Annotated in this window: 24 protein-coding genes; 18 read left to right on the top strand and 6 right to left on the bottom strand. The window is 48.2% G+C overall.

Annotated features, from left to right (window positions below; all coding sequences use genetic code 11):
* Window positions 1-287: 287 nt before the first annotated feature.
* Entirely contained in the window at window positions 288-536 is a 249-nt protein-coding gene (locus GVY42_RS04500; RefSeq protein WP_031423346.1) for a DUF2627 domain-containing protein, read from the bottom strand.
* A gap of 134 nt (window positions 537-670) precedes the next feature.
* On the opposite strand from GVY42_RS04500, the gene GVY42_RS04495 reads away from it, so the two are divergent.
* From GVY42_RS04495 to GVY42_RS04460, 8 genes are all read left to right on the top strand, one after another.
* Complete coding sequence (locus tag GVY42_RS04495; RefSeq protein ID WP_159562456.1) at window positions 671-2,308, top strand: sigma 54-interacting transcriptional regulator; 1,638 nt, start codon at window positions 671-673, stop codon at window positions 2,306-2,308.
* Between the two features lie 121 nt (window positions 2,309-2,429).
* Window positions 2,430-3,326, top strand: coding sequence for a phosphate butyryltransferase (gene yqiS, locus GVY42_RS04490; RefSeq protein ID WP_196430847.1), 897 nt, complete (start codon window positions 2,430-2,432; stop codon window positions 3,324-3,326).
* A gap of 25 nt (window positions 3,327-3,351) precedes the next feature.
* Complete coding sequence (locus tag GVY42_RS04485; RefSeq protein ID WP_159562454.1) at window positions 3,352-4,473, top strand: Glu/Leu/Phe/Val dehydrogenase; 1,122 nt, start codon at window positions 3,352-3,354, stop codon at window positions 4,471-4,473.
* Window position 4,474: 1 nt separating this feature from the next.
* Window positions 4,475-5,566 carry a butyrate kinase gene (gene buk, locus GVY42_RS04480; RefSeq protein ID WP_074036719.1) on the top strand — a complete coding sequence of 364 codons (1,092 nt, stop codon included), beginning with the start codon at window positions 4,475-4,477 and terminating at the stop codon, window positions 5,564-5,566.
* Window positions 5,550-6,959 carry a dihydrolipoyl dehydrogenase gene (gene lpdA / locus GVY42_RS04475; RefSeq protein ID WP_159562453.1) on the top strand — a complete coding sequence of 470 codons (1,410 nt, stop codon included), beginning with the start codon at window positions 5,550-5,552 and terminating at the stop codon, window positions 6,957-6,959. The genes buk and lpdA overlap by 17 nt, the downstream gene beginning before the upstream one ends.
* A gap of 12 nt (window positions 6,960-6,971) precedes the next feature.
* Window positions 6,972-7,979, top strand: coding sequence for a thiamine pyrophosphate-dependent dehydrogenase E1 component subunit alpha (locus tag GVY42_RS04470; RefSeq protein ID WP_370148335.1), 1,008 nt, complete (start codon window positions 6,972-6,974; stop codon window positions 7,977-7,979).
* On the top strand, window positions 7,979-8,956 hold the full coding sequence (locus GVY42_RS04465; protein WP_078147095.1) for an alpha-ketoacid dehydrogenase subunit beta: 978 nt from the start codon (window positions 7,979-7,981) through the stop codon (window positions 8,954-8,956). Before GVY42_RS04470 ends, GVY42_RS04465 begins: the two co-directional genes overlap by 1 nt.
* 12 nt (window positions 8,957-8,968) lie before the next feature.
* The gene (locus GVY42_RS04460; RefSeq protein WP_159562452.1) at window positions 8,969-10,288 is read left to right on the top strand and encodes a dihydrolipoamide acetyltransferase family protein; all 1,320 of its coding nucleotides are present in this window, start codon (window positions 8,969-8,971) and stop codon (window positions 10,286-10,288) included.
* Between the two features lie 39 nt (window positions 10,289-10,327).
* Here GVY42_RS04460 and GVY42_RS04455 read toward each other — a convergent pair whose 3' ends face one another.
* The 3 genes from GVY42_RS04455 to GVY42_RS04445 all read right to left on the bottom strand — a co-directional run bounded on the left by GVY42_RS04455 (window position 10,328) and on the right by GVY42_RS04445 (window position 11,831).
* Complete coding sequence (locus GVY42_RS04455) at window positions 10,328-10,543, bottom strand: hypothetical protein (RefSeq protein WP_074036727.1); 216 nt, start codon at window positions 10,541-10,543, stop codon at window positions 10,328-10,330.
* Between the two features lie 20 nt (window positions 10,544-10,563).
* On the bottom strand, window positions 10,564-10,938 hold the full coding sequence (locus GVY42_RS04450) for a hypothetical protein (protein WP_159562451.1): 375 nt from the start codon (window positions 10,936-10,938) through the stop codon (window positions 10,564-10,566).
* Between the two features lie 119 nt (window positions 10,939-11,057).
* On the bottom strand, window positions 11,058-11,831 hold the full coding sequence (locus GVY42_RS04445) for a sporulation protein (RefSeq protein WP_159562450.1): 774 nt from the start codon (window positions 11,829-11,831) through the stop codon (window positions 11,058-11,060).
* Window positions 11,832-11,930: 99 nt separating this feature from the next.
* On the opposite strand from GVY42_RS04445, the gene GVY42_RS04440 reads away from it, so the two are divergent.
* The 8 genes from GVY42_RS04440 (at window position 11,931) to GVY42_RS04405 (ending at window position 17,673) form a co-directional block, all read left to right on the top strand.
* A complete protein-coding gene (locus GVY42_RS04440) occupies window positions 11,931-13,115 on the top strand; it encodes an SAM-dependent methyltransferase (RefSeq protein ID WP_159562449.1) in 1,185 nt (394 codons plus the stop codon).
* A 35-nt stretch (window positions 13,116-13,150) separates the two neighbouring features.
* The gene (locus GVY42_RS04435) at window positions 13,151-13,579 is read left to right on the top strand and encodes a BrxA/BrxB family bacilliredoxin (protein ID WP_012726551.1); all 429 of its coding nucleotides are present in this window, start codon (window positions 13,151-13,153) and stop codon (window positions 13,577-13,579) included.
* 56 nt (window positions 13,580-13,635) lie between these two features.
* A complete protein-coding gene (locus GVY42_RS04430) occupies window positions 13,636-13,977 on the top strand; it encodes a DUF952 domain-containing protein (RefSeq protein ID WP_074036735.1) in 342 nt (113 codons plus the stop codon).
* 182 nt (window positions 13,978-14,159) lie between these two features.
* Window positions 14,160-14,951: a transporter substrate-binding domain-containing protein gene (locus GVY42_RS04425; protein ID WP_012726549.1), complete on the top strand. Its 792-nt coding sequence runs from the start codon at window positions 14,160-14,162 to the stop codon at window positions 14,949-14,951.
* 60 nt (window positions 14,952-15,011) lie between these two features.
* Window positions 15,012-15,671 carry an amino acid ABC transporter permease gene (locus GVY42_RS04420; RefSeq protein ID WP_012726548.1) on the top strand — a complete coding sequence of 220 codons (660 nt, stop codon included), beginning with the start codon at window positions 15,012-15,014 and terminating at the stop codon, window positions 15,669-15,671.
* Window positions 15,668-16,390, top strand: coding sequence for an amino acid ABC transporter ATP-binding protein (locus GVY42_RS04415; RefSeq protein WP_031423364.1), 723 nt, complete (start codon window positions 15,668-15,670; stop codon window positions 16,388-16,390). Before GVY42_RS04420 ends, GVY42_RS04415 begins: the two co-directional genes overlap by 4 nt.
* A 30-nt stretch (window positions 16,391-16,420) precedes the next feature.
* Complete coding sequence (locus GVY42_RS04410; RefSeq protein WP_074036740.1) at window positions 16,421-17,095, top strand: metal-dependent hydrolase; 675 nt, start codon at window positions 16,421-16,423, stop codon at window positions 17,093-17,095.
* Between the two features lie 2 nt (window positions 17,096-17,097).
* Entirely contained in the window at window positions 17,098-17,673 is a 576-nt protein-coding gene (locus GVY42_RS04405) for an HD domain-containing protein (RefSeq protein ID WP_159562448.1), read from the top strand.
* A gap of 34 nt (window positions 17,674-17,707) precedes the next feature.
* Here GVY42_RS04405 and fadH read toward each other — a convergent pair whose 3' ends face one another.
* A complete protein-coding gene (fadH, locus tag GVY42_RS04400; protein WP_031423370.1) occupies window positions 17,708-18,472 on the bottom strand; it encodes a 2,4-dienoyl-CoA reductase in 765 nt (254 codons plus the stop codon).
* Between the two features lie 158 nt (window positions 18,473-18,630).
* Window positions 18,631-19,701 (bottom strand): N-acetylglucosaminidase, encoded by a 1,071-nt coding sequence (locus GVY42_RS04395; RefSeq protein ID WP_236548926.1) that lies wholly within the window; start codon window positions 19,699-19,701, stop codon window positions 18,631-18,633.
* Window positions 19,702-19,778: 77 nt separating this feature from the next.
* On the opposite strand from GVY42_RS04395, the gene GVY42_RS04390 reads away from it, so the two are divergent.
* Both GVY42_RS04390 and GVY42_RS04385 read left to right on the top strand, forming a co-directional pair.
* Window positions 19,779-20,768: an aromatic acid exporter family protein gene (locus GVY42_RS04390; protein WP_159562447.1), complete on the top strand. Its 990-nt coding sequence runs from the start codon at window positions 19,779-19,781 to the stop codon at window positions 20,766-20,768.
* Between the two features lie 182 nt (window positions 20,769-20,950).
* Window positions 20,951-22,078, top strand: a complete 1,128-nt coding sequence (locus GVY42_RS04385) for a M20/M25/M40 family metallo-hydrolase (protein ID WP_012726541.1) — start codon at window positions 20,951-20,953, stop codon at window positions 22,076-22,078.
* Window positions 22,079-22,121: the final 43 nt, after the last annotated feature.

Raw genomic sequence — 22,121 nt, 5'->3', positions numbered from 1 at the left:
GTTGTCAACCGTTGAACAGTTTATGGCAAGCGTTCGACTTCACGATGGATGGTTCGACATGACCCGATAAGTAAATCAGTTAGTAACTCGAATGGTAAGATTCCGTTCACGCAAGACGGCAGTTACTAAAGTTCTTTCATACTTCTTCATTAAGAAGACGTTGGATTTCATGTCAAAGTAAGTAACGTAGTTTGAAAGGAGATCATCCGTAGTGATCACAATTCAATATGAATAAAAGGTTCCGCACTTGAAATGAAGTCAAGTTAGGGAACCTTTTTTTTGTGTGCTTATGAGTCGAGGCGTTGTACTTTTCCTGTTTTTTTGTCGCGGTTAAAAATATAGCCGGCTACAAATCCGATCCCGCCCATGGCGAGCAGAAGCCCAAAGGTCCCCTGCAACATGGAGGCGGCAGCGAGTGAATCGAACCATGAAAACGGTGCGCTCGTCTTCAAAAAGAAGCTATCACGTAGCAATTTGATTCCGTAAACACCTAATAACCCAGGGACGATTAAGATTAGAAGCGCGATAAAACGCATGCAATCTCCTCCTTTACCATACATTATTTTAACAGAAATCGATCTGTTCGACACGGTCTATTTTTGGGCAGCTTGCGAATCAGGTGCGGATTCAGTAGCATGAAATAGAGAAGAATGATGATGGGGGAATATGTATGAATAAACGATTGATGATTGTGGGGGCAGGAAAAGGGGGGACCGAAGTCCTTCATATGCTGATGGATTCGCCGCTTGCGACGATTGTAGCGGTCGTAGATTCTGATGCATCTGCTGAAGGAATAGCCCTTGCTAAAAGTTATGGCATATCTGTGGCGGACGATTGGAAACAGTATGCGGATGCGACACTAGATTTTGTCATCGAAACGACGGGGAAACATCAAACGTTTGAACAATTAAAGGATCATTTCAAAGATGCGGTCGTCTTACCAGGGGAATTTATTCGGATTGTGGTTGAAAGATTGAAACAGAATCAACAAATGCTCGAGGCCATCATTGAATGTACGAGTGAGGCCATATCGGTCGCAGATCATCACGGTAACACGATTTTGATCAATCCGTCTTATACACGGTTGACCGGATTCAAAAAAGAAGATGTGGTCGACAAACCAGCGACGGCAGATATCGGAATGCAGGAAAGCGTCCATTTGAAAGTACTATCGACCGGGCAAGGCGTTCGAGACATTCGGATGCAAATTGGGGCGACGAGACGAGATATTCTTGTGAATGCAGAACCGATCATCGTCGAAGGTAAGTTGCGAGGCTCGGTTGGGGTCATCCGTGACGTATCTCAGATTCGTGCCCTACGTGATGAATTGCAGGAGGCAAAAACACGCATCCGGAATCTAGAAGCCAAATATCAGTTTGCCGATATCATTGCTACGAGTGACGCCATGCGATTTGTCATCGAGCAGGCGAAACTTGCCGCTGTGACCCCAGTGACGGTATTGATTCGTGGAGAATCGGGAACAGGAAAAGAACTGTTCGCCCATGCCATTCACGGGGAATCTCCTCGAAAGTATAAAAAGTTCATTCGCGTGAACTGTGCGGCGATTTCACCTACCCTTCTTGAAAGTGAGCTATTCGGTTATGAAGATGGAGCCTTCAGTGGAGCTAAACGAGGCGGGAAAACCGGATATTTCGAAGAAGCGGATGGCGGATCACTCTTTCTAGACGAAATCGGAGAGCTCCCTCTTGATGTCCAAGTGAAGCTTTTACGTGTCCTCCAGGAAAATGAAATTGTCCGTGTCGGAGGGACGACGGCAATCCCAATCGATGTCCGAATCATTGCCGCAACGAATGCCGATCTCGAACAAAAAGTAGCAGACGGAACATTCCGGGAAGATTTGTATTACCGAATCAATCGGATGCCGATCCATATCCCACCATTACGTGAGCGACTGAATGAACTCGAGGCACTATGTGAACGGATGATCCGGAAACTGAATCAAGAATACGGTCGGAGTGTACGCGGCGTTGACGAAGATGCTTTAACATTACTGAAGAGCCAGCATTGGAAAGGGAATGTGCGAGAACTGGAGAATGTGATCGGTCGTGCGATGATTTATATGGCAAGCTCCGAACAGTGGATTGCCCCACATCATTTGCAGTTATCCAATCGTTCCACGAGTCAAAAAGTGGTCGAATCTGGAACGTTTCACGAGGCCGTTGCAAAATATGAACGCGATTTGATTGAACGAGCAATTGAAGAGGCAAGTGGCAACAAATCAGAAGCAGCCCGCCGATTGAAGATTTCGATTCGAACATTATACAACAAGCTTGACACCATGCAATAATTTGCAGGAAAATTTATGCACGGTAAGCATTAATTTGCATGGTTATCCGCATTATAAAGCGCTTACAATTTAGGAAACAAACTTGCTTATGATATAGTGTAGAGAGCAAGGGGGGACAATGATGAATTTTGAACGGATGCTGGCGAACGCAAAAGAGTTAGAAGGCTGTACCGTGTCCATTGCGGGGGCAGCGGACGAAGAAGTCATCCGGGCCGTAAAACTCGCTACGGATCATGGGTTGTCACGCTTCATTTTGTTCGGTGAAGCTCGAGAGATCCGAAAGTTATGTGAACAGCATGGAATCGATGAGTCAGCCGTCGATATTTTACATGCGAAAGGTGACGTTGAGATTGCGCGACGTGCCACATTAGCTGTGAAAAATAAAGAGGCGGACGTCCTCATGAAGGGGATGGTGTCGACATCGACATTTATGAAAGCCGTCCTTAATCGTGAAGCTGGACTCCGTACGAAGCGGACGCTCAGCCACATCGCACTATTCCAAATTCCGAATCGTGAAAAGTTGATTGGAGTGACGGATGCGGCGATTCATATCGCACCAACACTCGAAGAGAAGGTCGAAATTATTCACAATGCGGTAGAAGCGATGCATGACATCGGTTACGAATCGCCGAAAGTCGCAGCCATTGGAGCAGTCGAGGTAGTCAATCCACAAATGAATGCGACTCTCGATGCGGCACTACTTAGCCAAATGAATCGACGTGGACAAATCAAGGGCTGTGTCGTAGATGGACCGCTCGCGCTCGACAACGCTGTCGACATGGTTGCAGCAAAGCAAAAAGGAATCAACAGTGAAGTTGCCGGTCAAGCCGATTTATTAGTCGTACCTTACATAGAGGTCGGCAACGTCCTTTATAAATCAATCATGTATTTCGCAGAGGCGAGCGTAGCGGCGATTGTCGTCGGCGCATCTGCCCCTGTTGTATTGACAAGTCGTGCCGATACTGCCGAAGCGAAGCTATATTCCCTCGCATTCGCTTTGTTACATGCTAAACATTAATCGTACTTAACAGGAGGAATTAATCATGATGGAAACAAACACAGAGCCACGCTTCCGTATTTTTGATGTCTTACAATCTGAGGACTATGAGCAAATCGTATTTTGCCAAGACCAAGCGTCTGGACTAAAGGCGATCATCGCCATCCATGACACGACGCTCGGGCCAGCTCTCGGTGGACTCCGTATGTGGAACTATGAATCAGAACAAGAGGCACTCACGGATGTGTTGCGTCTCGCAAAAGGAATGACATATAAAAATGCTGCAGCGGGTCTCAACCTTGGGGGCGGGAAGGCCGTCATCATCGGAAATGCGAAGACAGATAAATCAGAGGCGCTCTTCCGTGCATTCGGACGATATGTTCAATCTCTTAGTGGTCGTTACATCACGGCTGAAGATGTAAATACAACAGTTGCCGACATGGACTTCATTCACATGGAAACGGATTACGTCACAGGCGTCAGTCCTGCATTCGGTTCAAGTGGTAACCCTTCACCGGTCACGGCATATGGTGTGTATCGTGGAATGAAAGCTGCTGCGAAATGGAAATTCGGGACTGAGTCGCTCGCAGGGAAAACCGTCGCTGTTCAAGGTGTTGGAAACGTTGCCTACAACTTGTGCCGTCACCTCCATGAAGAGGGTGCTCATTTGATTGTGACCGACATTAATGAGGAAGCACTCAAACGTGCAGAAGCAGACTTTGGTGCGACGGTCGTCAAACCAGATGAGATTTATGCGGTCGAATGTGATATTTTTGCACCATGTGCTCTCGGTGCCGTCATCAACGACAAAACGATTCCACAATTGAAAGCACAAATCGTCGCAGGCGCTGCCAATAACCAATTAGCAGAAGATCGTCACGGAGACGTGCTCGACGAGAACGGAATCCTTTATGCACCAGACTTCGTCATCAATGCAGGTGGTGTCATCAACGTCGCGGACGAACTTGAAGGCTACAACCGTGAACGGGCAATGAAGAAAGTCGAACTCATTTATGACAACATGATGCGCGTCTTTGAAATCGCAGAACGTGATGGTGTACCAACGCATGTAGCGGCCGATAAGATGGCGGAAGAGCGGATTCACATGATGTCGCGTTCACGCAGCCAGTTCCTTAAAGTTGAAAAAAGCATTCTAGGGAGACGCTAAGATGACAAAACGGCTAATTCTTGCAATCAACCCAGGGTCGACCTCGACGAAAGTTGGATTGTTTGATGGGAAGGAAGAAGTGATGACACGTACGGTCCGACATTCAATCGATGTGACGGGTCTCACACTTCCAGAGCAGTTGCCTCATCGTGAGCAAGAAGTACGCGCCTTGTTAGAAGAGACGGGCATCGCGGTCAATGATTTGACCGCGATCGTCGGTCGTGGTGGCTTGCTTGCACCGATGACGTCTGGAACGTATACGGTCAATGAACTCATGCGTGAAGATTTGACGAGCGGACGTTTTGGGATGCATGCATCGAATCTCGGTGGTCTGATCGCTTCGAAAATCGGGGGAGCTGAAGGGATTCCTAGTTTCATTGTGGATCCGGTCGTCGTCGATGAGATGGGCGAATTGGCCCGAAAGACAGGCATGCCGGAAATCAATCGTCGTAGCATTTTCCATGCCCTCAATCAAAAGGCTGTCGCGAAACGATTCGCGGCCGAAAATGGAAGCGATTACAATGAGTTGAATCTTATCGTTGCGCATCTTGGTGGAGGAATCACGGTCGGTGCCCATACGGCAGGTCGAGTCATCGACGTGAATAATGGTCTCGACGGAGATGGACCGCTCGCGCCGGAGCGTGCTGGCTCGATTCCTGTTGGACAGGTAGTAGAACTATGTTATAGTACCAGGTATAAAGAATCGGAAATGAAAAAGAAAATTGTCGGTCAAGGTGGTCTGTTTGCTCATCTCGGTACATTCGATGCCATTGAAATCGAGCAACGGGTTGAATCAGGTGATGACGAGGCGAGACTGTTGTATGAGACGATGGCTTATCGTGTCGCTCAAGAGATTTCAAAACACGGCGCGACATTATGTGGTCGTGTGGATGCCATCTTACTGACGGGCGGAATCGCATATTCCGAGTGGCTGACTGAAAAAATCAAGGAGCGTGTCACTTATCTCGCGCCGGTACACGTGTATCCGGGTGAAGATGAGCTTAAAGCGTTGGCTGAAGGTGCACTTCGCGTCATCGAGAACGAAGAGACCGCACGAGTTTATGAGGGGGATACACATGGCACGAGAATTTGATGTTGTCGTCATCGGTGGAGGACCAGGAGGATATGTGGCTGCAATCAAGGCGGCCCAGGCAGGAAAATCTGTCGCAATCGTCGAGGCGAGAAAGTTAGGTGGCACCTGCTTACATAGAGGATGCATCCCGACGAAGGCGCTTTTAAAAGCTGCACATGTTTATCAAACAGCGAAGCAAAGTGCGACATATGGCGTTGAGACGGGAGATGTGACGTTCAATATGGAACGCGCTCAAACGTATAAGCGTGATCTTGTGGCTGGACTAGAAAAGGGAATCGAACATTTGATGAAACAAGGGAAAATCGAAGTGTTCCGCGGAAAGGCCTCTATTCTTGGACCAAGTATCTTCTCACCACAACCAGGGACTGTATCCGTTGAGGATGAAAGCGGTGAATCAGAACTGATTTTGCCGAATCAACTGATTATCGCAACAGGGTCGATTCCTCGTGAACTTCCTGGATTGCCGTTCGATCACAAACGGATTTTGAATTCGGACGACCTCCTCATTTTTGAAACGCTACCTGAATCGATTGCGATTGTCGGTGGAGGGGTCATTGGAGTCGAATGGGCGTCCATGCTCGTCGACCTTGATGTGAACGTGACATTGATCGAAGTAGGCGATCGATTACTCCCACTCGAGGACAAAGCAGTCTCGCGTGAAGTGGAGCGTCTTTTGAAAAAGCGCGGAGTCCGCGTGAAGAAGAGCGTGACGGTCGACGCTGAACGTACATCGATTCACGACGATGCGGTGGAGCTCGCTGTAGGTGAGGAGATGTTGAGCGTGGACTGTGTCCTCGTCTCAGTGGGGCGTGTCGCCAATACGGAAGACTTAGGTCTTCAAAACACGTCAATCGTCGTAGAGAACGGTATCATTCAAGTCGATAGCCAGTATCGGACGAAGGAACGTCATATCTTCGCAATTGGAGACTGTATCGGGAAGTTGCAACTCGCCCACGTCGCTTCTGAAGAAGGTGTGAAGGCAGTCGAGACGATTCTCGGTCTTGAGCCGACACCGCTCGATTACGCGCTCATTCCACGCTGTGTATACAGTGTCCCTGAAGTCGCTTCGGTCGGTTTGACAGAAGAAGCGGCAAAAGAGGCTGGACATGACGTCAAGACAGGAACGTACCGTTTCAATGGGCTCGGGAAAGCAAGAATTGAAGGGCAAGCCGACGGATTCGTCAAACTCGTCTCAGATCAAGAGACAGATGACCTTCTCGGTGTTCATATCGTCGGACCGAAAGCGACCGAACTCATCACAGAAGGTGGCCTCGCGCTCGTCTTAAATGCGACGGCTTGGGAGATGGGACAACTTGTACACCCGCATCCTGCACTGAGCGAAGCCTTCCAAGAAGCGGCTCTCGCCGTCGATGGATTACCGATTCACGCCTAAGGAGGAACAAGGATGGAACAAATGACTGTAAACTCATATGAAGAGCTTGGTTTAACAAAACAAGATTTATTGGCGATGTACGAAACGATGGTTCGTGCACGTAAAATTGATGAACGGATGTGGAAGTTGAACCGCGCCGGGAAAATCCCATTCGTCGTCTCATGTCAAGGACAAGAAGCGGCGCAAGTTGGTGCGGCGTTCGCCCTCGAGAAAGGGATTGATTATGTCCTACCTTACTATCGTGATGTGGCGGTCGTCCTTCACTTCGGTCAAACATCAAGAGATTTAATGTTATCGGCATTCGCGAAAGCGGAAGATCCAAACTCAGGTGGTCGTCAGATGCCTGGTCACTTCGGCTCGAAAGAGCATCGTATCGTAACGGGTTCGTCTCCGGTCACGACACAAGTCCCCCATGCAGTCGGAATTGCACTTGCGGCGAAGATGAAAAAGGAAGAGCTCGTTACATTCGTCTCGTTCGGGGAAGGGTCCTCTAACCAAGGAGATTTTCATGAAGGCGCAAACTTTGCAGGTGTCCATAAGTTGCCGGTCATCTTGTTCTGTGAGAACAACAAATATGCAATCTCGGTTCCACTTACAAAACAGTTGGCATGCGAGCGCGTGTCAGATCGAGCGAAAGGATATGGCATGCCAGGTGTGACAGTCGACGGGACAGACCCGATTGCTGTCTATGCGGTCGTGAAGGAAGCGCGTGAACGTGCACTTCGCGGAGAAGGACCGACGCTAATCGAAGCAGAAGTTGAACGTCTCGTGCCACACTCATCAGATGATGATGACAAAGCATACCGTTCAGCAGAAGAATTGGCAGGGTTAAAAGAGCGGGATGGCATTCAATTGTTCCGTCAACGACTTGTGAACGACGGAATCGCAACGGCGGATACACTTGCTGAAATCGATGCACAAATCGATGCTGAAGTGAATGAAGCGACGACATATGCGGACAAAGCACCGTATGCATCGCCTGAATCTGCACTGGATTACGTCTATGAGGAGGAAAAATGATGAAAACGTTTATCGAAGCGATCAATGAAGCGATTCATGAGGAAATGGAGCGCGACGAAAACGTCTTCGTCGTCGGGGAAGACGTCGGCGTTCGTGGTGGTGTATTCCGTGCCACACAAGGGTTGATTGAAAAATATGGAGAGGATCGTGTCATCGACGCACCGCTCGCTGAGAGTGCGATTGCCGGAGTCGGAGTCGGGGCTGCCATGTACGGCATGCGACCGATCGCAGAAATGCAATTCGCAGACTTTATCATGCCAGCAGTGAACCAAATCGTTTCAGAAGCGGCAAAAATTCGATACCGTTCAAACAACGATTGGACATGTCCGATGGTCATCCGTGCTCCTTTCGGTGGGGGTATTCACGGGGCTCTCTATCACTCGCAATCAGTCGAGGCGATGTTCAGTTCGACGCCAGGTCTTAAAGTCGTCATTCCATCTGACCCTGTCGATGCGAAGGGATTGTTGAAAGCAGCAATCCGTTCGAACGACCCTGTTCTTTTCTTTGAACATAAGCGTGCCTATCGTCTTTTGAAGGCGGAATTGCCGACGGACGAATACACGGTTGAAATCGGTAAGGCCGCTGTCAAACGGGAAGGTGACGATATCACGATCATCACGTACGGTCTTTGCGTGCATATGGCACAAGAGGCTGCGAAAACGCTCGAAGAAGAAGGAATCAGCACGCACATCCTTGATCTTCGTACCGTCTACCCGCTCGACCAAGAAGCGATCATCGAATCGGTCAAGAAGACTGGTAAAGTGCTACTCGTGACGGAGGACAACAAAGAAGGAAGCATCATCGGAGAAGTGGCGGCGATTATCGCGGAGAAGGCGCTCTTCGAACTCGATGCGCCGATTGAGCGTTTGGCTGGCCCCGATGTGCCGGCAATGCCGTATGCACCACCGATGGAAAAATTCTTTATCGTATCCCCAGAAAAAATTGCCGAGCGGGCGCGTCAGCTCGCGGCGTTTTAAGGAGGCATCTCCATGGAACAAACGATTACTATGCCCCAACTTGGGGAGAGTGTGACAGAAGGAACAATCACGACCTATCTCGTCAAACCGGGAGACCGTGTGGAAGAATATGAACCACTCGCGGAAGTCATGACGGACAAAGTGACGGCAGAGATTCCTGCGACTAGCGCAGGAGTCGTCAAAGAGTTTCTCATTCCAGAAGGGGAGACCGTCAGCGTCGGGACACCGGTATTGACGATGGAAGTCGAGAGCGCGGAGGAAGCTGCAGTTGAGACGAAGACAGAACCGATTGCAGAAACGGCACCTGCAGAATCCGTCTCTAAGCAAGCTGTCGCCACTGCACCGAAAAAACAAAGTGGAAACGGTCGATACTCTCCTGCCGTCATCCGACTCGCCAATGAGAACGATATCGATTTGAATGAACTGAGCGGAAGCGGTCTAGGCGGTCGGATCACGCGGAAAGATATTCTTCGTTACTTATCAGAAGGACGTCCGGCATCGACTTCTGAGAAAGCGACACAAGCGCCTGTCCAAGAGACGATGGTACAGACGAAGTTGGACGTTCCGACTGAGGCACCACGTCCTGTCGTTGAACCGTCACAACCGGTCGCATCATCATCGACTTCATCTGGCCGTTATGAATCGATTCCGACAGCCGGGGTACGTCAAGCGATTGCGAACAATATGGTCCGCTCGAAACACGAGGCTCCACACGCATGGCTCATGATTGAAGTGGATGTGACGAACCTCGTCGAAGCCCGTGCAAAGTTGAAAGATGAGTTCATGAAACGGGAAGGCGTCAAATTGACGTTCATGCCATTCTTCATGAAGGCAGCCATCGAAGCATTGAAGAAGTATCCGATGATGAATTCGGAGTGGGCAGGAGATCACATCAAAGTTCACCAAGACATCCATCTCTCGGTAGCCGTCGCGGCAAACGACGCCCTATACGTTCCGGTCATTCGCCAAGCGGATGAGAAGAATATTAAAGGACTAGCCGTTTCCCTTCAAGACGTGGCAACGCGAGCGCGTGAGAACCGCTTGAAGGCTGAAGAGATGCGTGGTGGGACATTCACCATCAACAACACGGGTGCGTTTGGTTCGATTCAATCGGCACCAATCTTGAATTACCCACAAGCGGCAATCCTATCGGTCGAGTCGATTGTGAAGCGTCCGGTCTGGATGAACGGGATGTTCGCGGCACGCGATATGGTCAACCTTTGTATGTCTGTCGACCATCGTGTCCTTGACGGTCTCGTCGCAGGTCAGTTCTTACAAGCGATCAAGCACTCACTCGAGTCGATTGACCCGAACACATATACCGTATATTGATTAAAAAATGGAGGCGCCCCAGTAGGGTGCCTCCATTTCTTATGAGTTATAGCCAAGGAATACCGTGAAGACGAAGCTTACGGCTGAGATCAGTAAGAGAAGGAACGAGAAAGACATGCCCATTGTGACGAGTCCTTTGGAGAGTCGTGGTTTGGATTTATATAGTGCGAACGCAAACATGAGACTGAATAGGCCGAGCGTCGTGAATAGTGTGAGTGGAATTGCTCGGTCGTAAAGAAATTGAAGTAGATCCAATGTAGAATCATCCTTTCTAATCATGCACCTTCGAATCGTCGTTGATGGACACGGTACGTCAATCTGCTGACTACGACGAACACGAGAAGGAACATCCAGTATATAAAAATATAGTTTAATGAAAATGCAGAAACCCCATCATGTCTGACCGAAGAAATCCAAAGCAAAAGGAGTGAGGTAGGGAAATGAATCAATAGTACAAGATAGGGCATGAACTTCATGAATGATAAGGCGTTTGTCGACGGATTGCGCATGAGACACATGGCAATCAAACCAATCAGCACCTCGAGTCCACCAAGCGTGAAATAGGCGAGTGACTCAGAAAGACTGGTCTCTAGAATCGGTAAGGCAAGCGTTGCAAGACCAAGACTCCCGATCATTATTAAAGCGAACAAGATATAGTCACCTCCAGAAAAGGGTTTATTCCATATGTTCATTGTAAAAAAAATGGATGCTTAAATTCAATACCTCAGAAAAACACGCCATTCATAGAAATGGCGTGTTGGTGATTTCCTTAAATCGATTGTTCAATCATCGATTCGATGTCGCGACGAACTTCAGCTACTGATAAACGTGCGGCGTCATAGCGTACACGATGAGTCGACTCGTCCGTTCCCGTCAAGTCAGCAAAGAGACTTCCGAGGTCGTGGACACTGCGGTCGACTTGAATGAGCAATTCGATGGCATCCTCGTCTTGTAGAATCACAACTTCTACCTCGTCTAACTGGCGACCGAATCGCGAACCGTTCGCTGAATACTCGAGTTCTTGGGCAATCGGAAGACGTCCCGAACGATGACGTGCCGGGAGCATCTCCGTGTCGGCTTTCTTCAAACGGAATCCGAGCTCGTCCATCGCATCTAATATGACTTGTTGAACTGCATTCGGTTGTACGGTGATCGCATCTTCATCTTTTGGATCGACGGCTTGGGCGATATCAAGGCCCGTTTCAATCCATGATTTCGATTGGCTCACAGAGAGTGGCGTATTGAACGGGACGTTGACTGTGAACGGAATTTCTTTCACTTCTCCGGGACCAATCATAAACGGTGCTTCATTCAATAAGATTTTTTCAATCGTGAACGTCGAGTATGTCGACTTATCGTTCACCTCATGTTTATACAACGTATTGAAGAAGAGATAGATACTGTCGACGGATTGTTCGACCGAACCGCCTTCTATATGGACGACTCCAGTGAGTTCTCCACCGGGTGAACAGTGGCTCTCATTCAAGCGTGTGTCGACTTTTGCGGCACCGATTCCGATTGATGATAAAATCTTTTTAAACATATGTGTATCCTCCTTTGACGTAACGTCGTCTTCGTGTAATAGTATGTACGGACAGGTGAAACGATATGTTTCAAAATTTCTAAAAAAGGATTGAATCCATTGGAATATAAAGCGTTACAAGAGCGTCTCGCAGACGTCTTACAATCAAATCATCTCGTGTCGGCGACCATCAGTCAACCCCGTCAAAAATCTAGCGATCTCAGACGGGTCAAATTGAAACCGGTCATGCTACGAAATGCGTATCATATCCAGTTCGAGTATCAGTATGAGCGGGTGATGAACCATAAAAACTTGACACCAGATGAGGCTGTCACGGAAGTGAATGAGCTTCTCGAAACGTTCCGACAAGGACAGTTTCAGTTAAAAGATTCCGACCTCCAGTTCCAATTATCGAAAAAGTTCAAAGTGACATTGAAAGAAAAGCAGACGGCTCAAAAAGAAGTTCAACTGAGCCACAATCGGGAAAAACAGTACGTGCTTCCACTCGACGAGCCAGTTCCGTTTCTCATTCGACTCGGCATTCAGTCAACGGACGGAAAAGTGAAGCGTCAAAAGTATGACAAGTTCAAACAGATCAATCGTTTCCTCGAGTTCATTGAGGATTCACTGAAATACTTGCCGGCAGACCGTACCGTTCGAATCTTGGATTTCGGGTCAGGGAAGTCGTATTTGACGTTCGCGCTCTATCATTTCCTTCATGAGATGAAAGGATATGACGTCCATATCACAGGGCTCGATTTGAAGAAAGAGGTCATTGAAGAGTGTGCATCGATTGCGAAAGACTTAGGATATGAACGGCTCGAATTTTTAGTCGGAGACATTAATGAATATGAAGGGGAAACAGCTGTTGATATGGTCGTGACCCTTCATGCATGTGATGTGGCGACAGACATGGCGTTGGCACGTGCCGTCCGCTGGGGCGCGAAAGTCATCTTGAGCGTTCCGTGTTGTCAAAAGGAATTGAATCGTCAAATTCAAGCGTCGAATTTAGACGTGATGCTCCAACATGGCTTGATCAAAGAACGGTTCGCCTCACTCGCGACCGATTCCATTCGGGCTGAACTGCTTGGACTTGTCGGGTATGATGTCCAGCTGCTCGAATTCATCGACCTCGAGCATACGCCGAAAAATATCATGATTCGTGCCTACTTGACGAACCGTCAGGCGAGCGCAGAGACGAAGGCACGTTACCTTGCTTTCAAACAGATGTTAGGGGCAGACCCGTTCTTAGAACGTGAATTGAGCGATAGACTTGTCCTCGAGGTAGAACAAGACGTAAAATAAGGGAGTACAGACGAAATGTCGAAAGGGGAAACAACATGGATTTTCAATTATATTTTCAAGATGTAGTCGAACAAGCGCGTAACGAAGTACGTGCTGCAGGATACACAGAGCTCACGACACCGGAAGAAGTAGACGGAGCACTGAAAAAAGAAGGGAAGACACTCGTCCTCGTCAACTCGGTTTGTGGGTGTGCAGGCGGGATTGCTCGTCCAGCTGCCGCATACGTCAACAAGATGGAAGGTGTGAAGCCTGACCATTTCGTGACCGTGTTTGCTGGTCAAGACCGTGAAGCGACAGATCGTGCACGTGAGTATTTTGAAGGATATGCACCGTCTTCACCGTCAATCGCACTTCTTGAGGATGGCAACATCGTGACGATGGTAGAGCGTAGTGAAATCGAGTCATCGACTGCTGAAGAGCTCGTCGACCAATTGCAAACATTGTTCGACATCTACTTCGCATAATCAAGCATCGGCGCAAAGGCACTGCCTTTGCGCTTTTGTGAAAAGGGGCAGGGTATATGGAACCAGTCATCAAAATCATGACGGAGGCAGAATATATGATTGCCCTGTCACGCGGTGAGATCAATGAACCGTCACTTCAATCTGAAGGGACGATTAAATGTTGTACGCCGCAACAGATTGGAAAGGTCGTCAAAAAGTCGTATTCGGGTGAAGCGGTCGTTCTCGTATCGTTACACGTCAACCGACTTGGTCAACTGCTACATTATGAGTTGGATGAGGATGGAGAACGTTATCCACATGTGTATAGTGCCATTCCGATGACTTCGGTCAAACAGGTGCAACCGTATGGGTCACGCGACAATGGAACGGTCACATATTTCGCTTTCGAGCGAATGTGACCTTCTTTTTTTGTATAATTTGCATGAATATACTTTACAAGTAATAATTATGTGTATATAGTGGTTGAAGACACAAGTCGGACAACTGATGTGTCATAGAACAGTTGAGCTACGTTCACACATATGTCATAATTTTGTTAAAGTTCTGATAATTATCATTCAACTATGAAAGGGAGATGAAGATGAAAAAAGGTTTTCTAGCATTATGTTTAGCAGGACTGGCCGCGTTCTCAGTCGCGTGTGGGGCAGACGTGAACGAAGGAGGATCGACATCGACCGATGGTGAGGATGACAAAGTCATCGTCATGGGTACAAGTGCCGATTACTTCCCATATGAGTTCGTCGATACAGCGAATGGCGACGAGATTGTCGGATTTGATATCGATATCGCCAAAAAAGTGGCAGAGAACATGGGATATGAATTGAAAATTGAAGATATGGATTTCGGAAGCTTACTTGGAGCCCTCAATGCAGGTCGAGTCGACTTCGTCATGGCGGGGATGACTCCGACAGAAGAGCGTAAAGAAAATGCCGATTTCTCAGATATTTATTTCACAGCGGTGAACTTGATCTTGTCAAAAGATGATTCGCTTCAATCACTTGAAGACTTGAAGGGGAAAAAGATCGGAGTCCAGCTCGGTTCGATTCAAGAAGGGATTGCACAAGATCAAATCACAGATGCTGAGATCGTCTCGTTGAATAAGATTCCTGAGATCATTCAAGAAATCAAGACAGGACGTATTGACGCGATGGTCATCGAAGATACGGTAGCGAAAAAATACCTCGAGCAAGATAGTGAATTGACGACATTTGAAATTGTGGACGAAGAAGAAGCAGGTTCTGCTGCTGCCTTCCGTAAAGATGATGAACTCCGCGATCAATTCAACGAAGAGTTGAAGAAGATGATCGACAGTGGAGAAATCGAAGAGTTAGCACAGAAATGGTTTGAAGAAGAGGCTGCGCCAGCCGAATAATGAATCGTACGAGGCTGACTGAAGATGAATCGGTCAGCCCTTTTTTAGGAGGAACTCACTATGGATTTTAGCCGGATTTATGATTCGATCCCTTATATACTTGAGGGGATTCCAGTCATGTTCCAAGTGGTGATCGTCTCGGCATTGATTGGGATCTCACTTGGGATTGTTGTCGCTACATTAAAAATTGTCCCGAATCGTCTGATTAACTTTATCGGACATGCTTATACGGCGGTGTTCCGTGGGACACCACTCATTTTGCAACTCGCCATCATCCACTTCGGATTGCCGCAACTGACGGGATATATCACGACACCGTACCAGTCAGCGGTCATCGCCTTCTCGCTCAACTCGGGGGCGTATATTTCAGAGATTATTCGAGCGGGTATCCAAGCAGTAGATAAAGGACAGTGGGAGGCTTCGGATGCTCTTGGTGTCCCGTATGTCAAACAGTTACGTTCCATCATCTTGCCACAGGCGTTCAAGAACATCTTGCCTGCTCTTGTGAACGAGATGATCACATTAACGAAAGAGTCTGCCCTCGTCTCGACGGTCGGGGTGCTCGATATCATGCGTCGTGCGCAAATCGTCGGTGGGCAGAAGGCAATCTACTTCGAACCGCTTCTATTCGCCGGTGTGATATACTTTACGATAGTGATGATCTTGACGTATCTTGGACAACGTCTAGAAAAACGGTTAAGAAAGAGTGATGGAAGATGATCGAAGTAAAAGACCTACACAAACAATTTGGTGACTTAGAAGTGTTAAAAGGAATCACGACGACGATCGAGCGTGGTGAAGTGGTTGCTGTCATCGGACCGTCCGGGTCTGGTAAATCGACATTTCTACGCTGCTTGAACATGCTTGAGATTCCAACGAGCGGGACGGTCAGTGTCGACGGATTCGAGCTCACGAAAAAAGGGGCGAACGTCGCGAAGGCGCGTCAAAACATCGGGATGGTATTCCAACAGTTCAACTTGTTCCCTCATATGAGCGTATTGGACAATTTGACGTATGCACCAATCAACGTCTTAAAAGTTAGCAAGGCGGAAGCGCTGGAACGTGCGAAGAAATTACTCGAACGTGTCGGCCTTTCTGAAAAAATCGATGCCTATCCGAGCCAACTCTCGGGTGGACAAAAACAGCGTGTCGCCATCGCGCGTGCCTTGGCGATGGAACCGAACGTCATGTTGTTTGATGAACCGACATCGGCACTTGACCCTGAGATGGTCAATGAAGTACTCGACGTTATGAAAGGGTTGGCTGAGACTGGGATGACGATGGTCGTCGTCACACACGAAATGGGCTTCGCCCGTGAAGTGGCAGACCGCGTCCTCTTCCTGGATGAAGGGATTCTCATGGAAGAAGGAAAACCGGCTGACCTGTTGTTGAATCCGCAAACAGACCGGGCGAAACGTTTCTTGGAGAAAGTGTTGTAATCTGAACTTACGAAGGAAGGATGAATACACGTGAAAATCACCTATTATGGACATGCGACTGTAGGATTTGAGATTGATGGCGTAAACGTGTTGATCGATCCATTTTTGACGAGTAACCCTCATACGGAAATAGACCCTTCTACACTACGTCCGGACTATTTGTTGCTCACACATGCTCATTTCGATCATATCGAGGATGTCGAATTGATTGCGAAATCGTCGGGTGCGACGATTGTGGCGACACATGAACTCGCAACGTATTACGAGAAAAAAGGCTTCTCTGTTCACGGGATGAACATCGGGGGAGGTCATGCTTTTCCGTTCGGACGCGTCACGATGACGCAAGCGTTCCATAGTTCGAGCTTTGACATGGGGGATACACCGGTCTATATGGGGATGCCTGCCGGATTCATCATCGAGACGAACGAACTGACGCTCTACCACGCTGGAGACACGAGTCTATTCTCCGATATGAAGATGTACGGTGAACGGTTTGAAATCGATGTCGCGTTCCTTCCAATCGGAGACAACTTCACGATGGGGCCAACAGACGCTTTAGATGCGGCGCAGTGGCTTCAAGCGAAACGTGTCGTTCCGATCCACTTTGATACGTTCCCGCCGATTAAACAAGATGCTCAGGCGTTTTGTGACCAATTGCACCGTCGAGGTCTCTTGATTGAACCGAATACGACGATCGAGATTTAAGCATGGACGTGATTCAAGCGACGCGAGAGTTCATCGGAACGATTCATGCAGATGACGCGTCGGGTCATGACGTCGCCCACATTACGCGTGTCGTCCGACTAGTGGAACGTTTAATGGAGGATGAACCGGTCAATCGGACGGTTCTCCTCCTCTCGGCATATTTACACGACGTGGAAGATCATAAGCTCGGTCGTCCGAACGGTCTCGTCAAACAGCATCTGTCCTCAATTGACATCACTGAAGAGCAAGTGGACTTGGTGATGGCGGTGATTGATGAGGTCTCCTTCTCAAAAGGCAAGACCCCGACGACCCGGGAAAGCGAAATCTTGCAAGACGCCGACCGTCTTGATGCGATGGGGGCCATCGGGATTGCGCGAACGTTCCAGTTCGCGGGTTCTCGCAAAACTCCGCTCGATTTGTCGGAAGAGAGTGCCATTCAACATTTTCATGACAAGCTGTTGAAGCTGGCGTCGATGATGCATACCGCAAAAGCAAAACAACTAGCGATGTCACGTCATGCTTTCATGCAGCAGTTCCTAGAACAGTTTCATGAAGAATGGGATGGGGTGGACATATAAAAGGACGACCGAGTATATTCGGTCGTCCTTTTGATTAGAATGGATGCTTGTTCAACCAATGACCACCGTCAAGAGAGATGCAATCCCCGTTTAAATAGCGCATCTCGTCTGATGCCATCCAGTAAGCGAGGTCCGCGATCTCTTCCGGTGTCCCAAAACGTCCAAGTGGGACGTTACGGCGAATACGCTCTACTTCTTTTACGTGGGAGACGAGCTTTTCAGCGCCGCCTGTCCGTTCAATCGGTCCAGGACTGATGGCATTGACCCGCGCGCCGAATTGATAGCCCCATTCAACCGCGAGTGTTCGCGTCAAGTTCAAGACCCCTGCTTTCGCTGCCGCACTCGGTGCGACACCAGGTCCTGCCTGCCACGCATAGGAAGCGACCATGTTGATGATGGAGCCGCCACGGATTTCATCTGCTTCCCAATGTTTCCCGAGAACATGGGTGCAGTTGAATGTCCCGTTCAAGACGATGTCGATGACACTTGCCCAACCATTAGGAGATAAATCAAGAGTCGGACACACAAAATTTCCGGCAGCATTGTTGACGAGTGCGTGTACAGGTCCATAAGCGGATACGATGTCAGCCAGTGCTTTCGCGCATCCTTCATAGTCACGAACGTCATGTTGCACACTCATCGCCTGACCTGCATCGATTGAATTCAAATCGTTCATCGCTTCTAGTAGTCGTTCCTCGTTTCGACCGCTGATAGCGACGTTCCATCCTTCCTGTTTAAATTTTAATGCCATCGCTTTCCCCATGCCGGACGATCCCCCGGTAATCCAAATCGTTTTCATCTTAATTCCCCCTCAAAAATGAATGGTCGTTCATTTATACTATTCGTCTTGTGATGTGAAAATCCTTCAATAAGATGTTGATTCATATTGAATCATTCCTTTGTCCTGAAACGTATACAGACGTCAAGCAGCCCGACTCGTATGAGCCGGGCTGCTTTTCATTGAATTTTTTTCAAGTACTTCAAACCGAGTTCACGGTCAATCGTGTACATTGTACCAGCAACTTTCTCGCCCCAGTATGGATCGGATGCATAGAAGATATTGATGCCTTCCTGCTTGTTCCCGGGATAATCGCCACGAGCGTACGGCCCTGTGACATATTTAGTCGCAAACAATTCAGCAGCAGCTTGTACGCTGGCGTCAATTGTTTTAAAGGATGTCGCATTCCCGCTCGGGTCGTCATCTGTCGCACGGAACCCAAATAGGTTCCGCTTGTCTCGAGCGATATCGGACGTTCCAAATCGGGACTCATGCCCGGCAACCGCCAGCAGGAATAAGGCATTGATGTTATACGTATCTTCTGCCCGTTTAAAGGACTTGCCTTCCCCAGCGAGTGGTGAATCGATGGATTTTAAATATTGATCAAACTCGTCAGCCGAATATGGGGACGACGTGCGAATCGATGCAAATTGATAAGGAGAATCGAAGACGTCTTGGACACGTTCTGTGTAAAAACGGTCATCCGAGTTTTTTTCTGTCGGACCTACAAGGAACGTTCCGGCGAGATTGGCGTTCGCTTCCACCGTATGGTAGACGTCACCTTCTCGAATCTCGTAAAATCCACGTCTCTTCACAACTGCTTCAGGAAATAACGCCATTTGATCCGGTTTGACATACACATCCGCCCCGGAGATACGTACTTTAAGATGATCGTCTCCGCGTTCAATTAGTTGAAGTCTCGTGCCACCAGCGACATAGGATTGTCGTGTTTTAAATGATGCATCTTTATATAAGTTTGTGATAGCATCACTCGGAGTGACGACGACTCCGGTACCTGTAAAATCGAGTACTTCTCCAGAGGGGGAGAACAATGTCCGGTTCTTACCGGCCGTCATGTATCGTTTTGCTTCTGCGAGAGATTCGAACGACCTCGTGACACGGTCGCCATTCGTCACCGTTTCGACGGTAAAGGTGTCTTCACGGGAAAATTGAATCCATAAAAAGGCTGCGATGGCGAGACTAAGTGTCGCAATCATCGGCCAAACCTTAAGTCTTTTCTTTCGTTTCAATCAAATCACTTCCAAACTTTTGAATTGCCAAACGAGTTGATTTAGTCAACAATTTGATGGAGAAGGGGGAAATTAGTATGAAAATTGGAACGCGGACGTTAAAGACCGCGGTCGCAGCAGGTATCGCGATGCTCATTTCCGAAACAATTCATCTCGATTATTTTGTATTTGCAGCCATTATCGCCATTTTAAGTATTCAAGAGACGCGTAAAAAATCGATTCGCGCCTCCTATGAACGAGTCATGGCAAGTCTTCTCGCCATCGGAATGGGTGCGGCGATGTTCACGCTACTGGGCTATTCACCGGTGACGCTCACACTTTATTTTGTCATTTTCATTCCGCTCGTACAACAATTGAAACTGCAAGACGGGCTCATTACAAGTGTCGTCATCTTGACCCACCTCTACACCGAAGCACAGTTTTCACTCGAGTTATTTATCAATGAGCTATTGCTCATTGCAATCGGTGTCGGTGTCGGGCTCATCGTCAACATGTATATGCCGACGCTTGACCGTGAGATTGAACGGATTAAAGAGAATATCGACCGTTCGCTTGCTGTTCTGTTTTATGACGTGGCGGCATGTGTCGAGACGGGCGTCTATAACAATCACTCGATGATGCTCATCAAGACGCGGGACTATCTGAAAGAGGGGAAAGATTTGGCTCTTCGCCGTATGGGGAACTCAATCGGAAAGCGAAACGAGGACATGGACTATCTATACTTCCGAATGCGTGAACGACAGTATGATATTCTCAAACGAGTCGCTGATAACGCCAGAGAAATCACGATGGTCGTCAATGAAGCGAAACCGGTCGCGACGTTCTTACGTCGAGTCGGGGATCATGTGAACGAGCAGGCCGATGCCTCTGTCTTTTTACAGGAGCTAGAAGAGATGATTGAGCATTATCGAAAAAACGTACCTCTCCCCACGACGCGTGAGGAATTCGAGGTACGCTCATCCTTATTAAATATTTTATCAGATGTAAAAAGTTACTTGATCTTGAAAGAGCGATACATCTTGCTCTTAAAAGAACATGGTCATGCTCGAGAGAAACGTGCTGATTAAAAAGATTGAGACGATGACGACGACGCCGATTTGAATGATGCGTTGTCGTCTTTTCTGTTTTTTCTTCATGGTCTGCCTCCATATACGTGTTTGCCATCATTGTACAGAATGGAAAAGATTCGTGCAATCCAGGGGAGTTTGATATAATGGTCAAGAAATGTTTGGATGGAGGGATGTTGTTTATGGTAAACGAGACACGCGTGCTCGACACATTTTTAGGATTGGTCGGCATCGATTCAGAAACGAAGGAAGAAGCGGTCATCTGTGAACATTTGAAAGGTGTATTCACAGAGCTTGGCTGCGACGTCTACGAGGACGACGCATCAACGAAGACGGCACACTCTGGTAACAACTTGATCATCACGTTGCCTGCAACGAAAGAAAATGTTGATCCGATTTACTTTACGGCTCACATGGATACGGTTACTCCAGGTAAAGGAATCAAGACGAGCATCAAAGACGGATATGTCGTCACGGATGGTACGACGATTCTCGGAGCAGACGACAAGACCGGCCTCACTGCGATGATCGAACTCGTGCGTGTATTGAAAGAAAAACAAATTCCACATGGTCAAATCCAGTTCGTGATCACGGTCGGGGAAGAATCAGGTCTCGTCGGTGCGAAAGTATTGGATTTATCGAAAATCGATGCGAAGTTCGGTTTTGCCCTTGATTCGGATGGACCAGTTGGAGACATCATTGTCGCCGCTCCGACACAAGCAAAAGTGAACGCGAAGATTTACGGGAAGACGGCTCATGCTGGTGTCGCACCTGAAAAAGGAATCTCGGCGATTCAAATCGCAGCGAAAGCCATCGCGAAGATGCCGCTCGGTCGTATCGATGAAGAGACGACAGCCAACATCGGACGCTTCGAAGGGGGCCGCGCGACAAACATCGTGTGTGACTATGTCGAAGTTCTTGCTGAGGCCCGTTCGCTCATCCATGAGAAGATGGAGAAGCAGGCAGAAACCATGAAACAAGCGTACATCGAGGTCGCTGAGTCGTTCGGTGGTCGTGCCGAAGTGGACATCGACATCATGTATCCTGGATTCAAGTTTGAAGAAGGCGACGAAGTCGTTGAAGTTGCGAAACGTGCGGCCCAGACAATCGGACGCCCGACACGAATCCTCCATTCAGGTGGAGGGTCGGATGCCAACGTGATCGCAGGTGGCGGAATCCCGACAGTCAACTTGGCTGTAGGCTATGAAGAGATTCATACGACGAACGAACGCATGCCACTTGAAGAGTTGTATAAACTCGTCGAATATGTCGTGACAATCGTTGAAGAAGTCGCATCACCTAAGCAATAAAAAAGAGCCGACCATTCGTCGGCTCTTCGTATGTGTTCGTACT

This window comes from Exiguobacterium sp. 8A, assembly GCF_902506275.1.
Classification (GTDB): Bacteria; Bacillota; Bacilli; order Exiguobacteriales; family Exiguobacteriaceae; genus Exiguobacterium; species Exiguobacterium profundum.
Note: the sequence above shows the minus strand (reverse complement) of the source record. Positions and strands in the feature narration are given on the sequence as shown.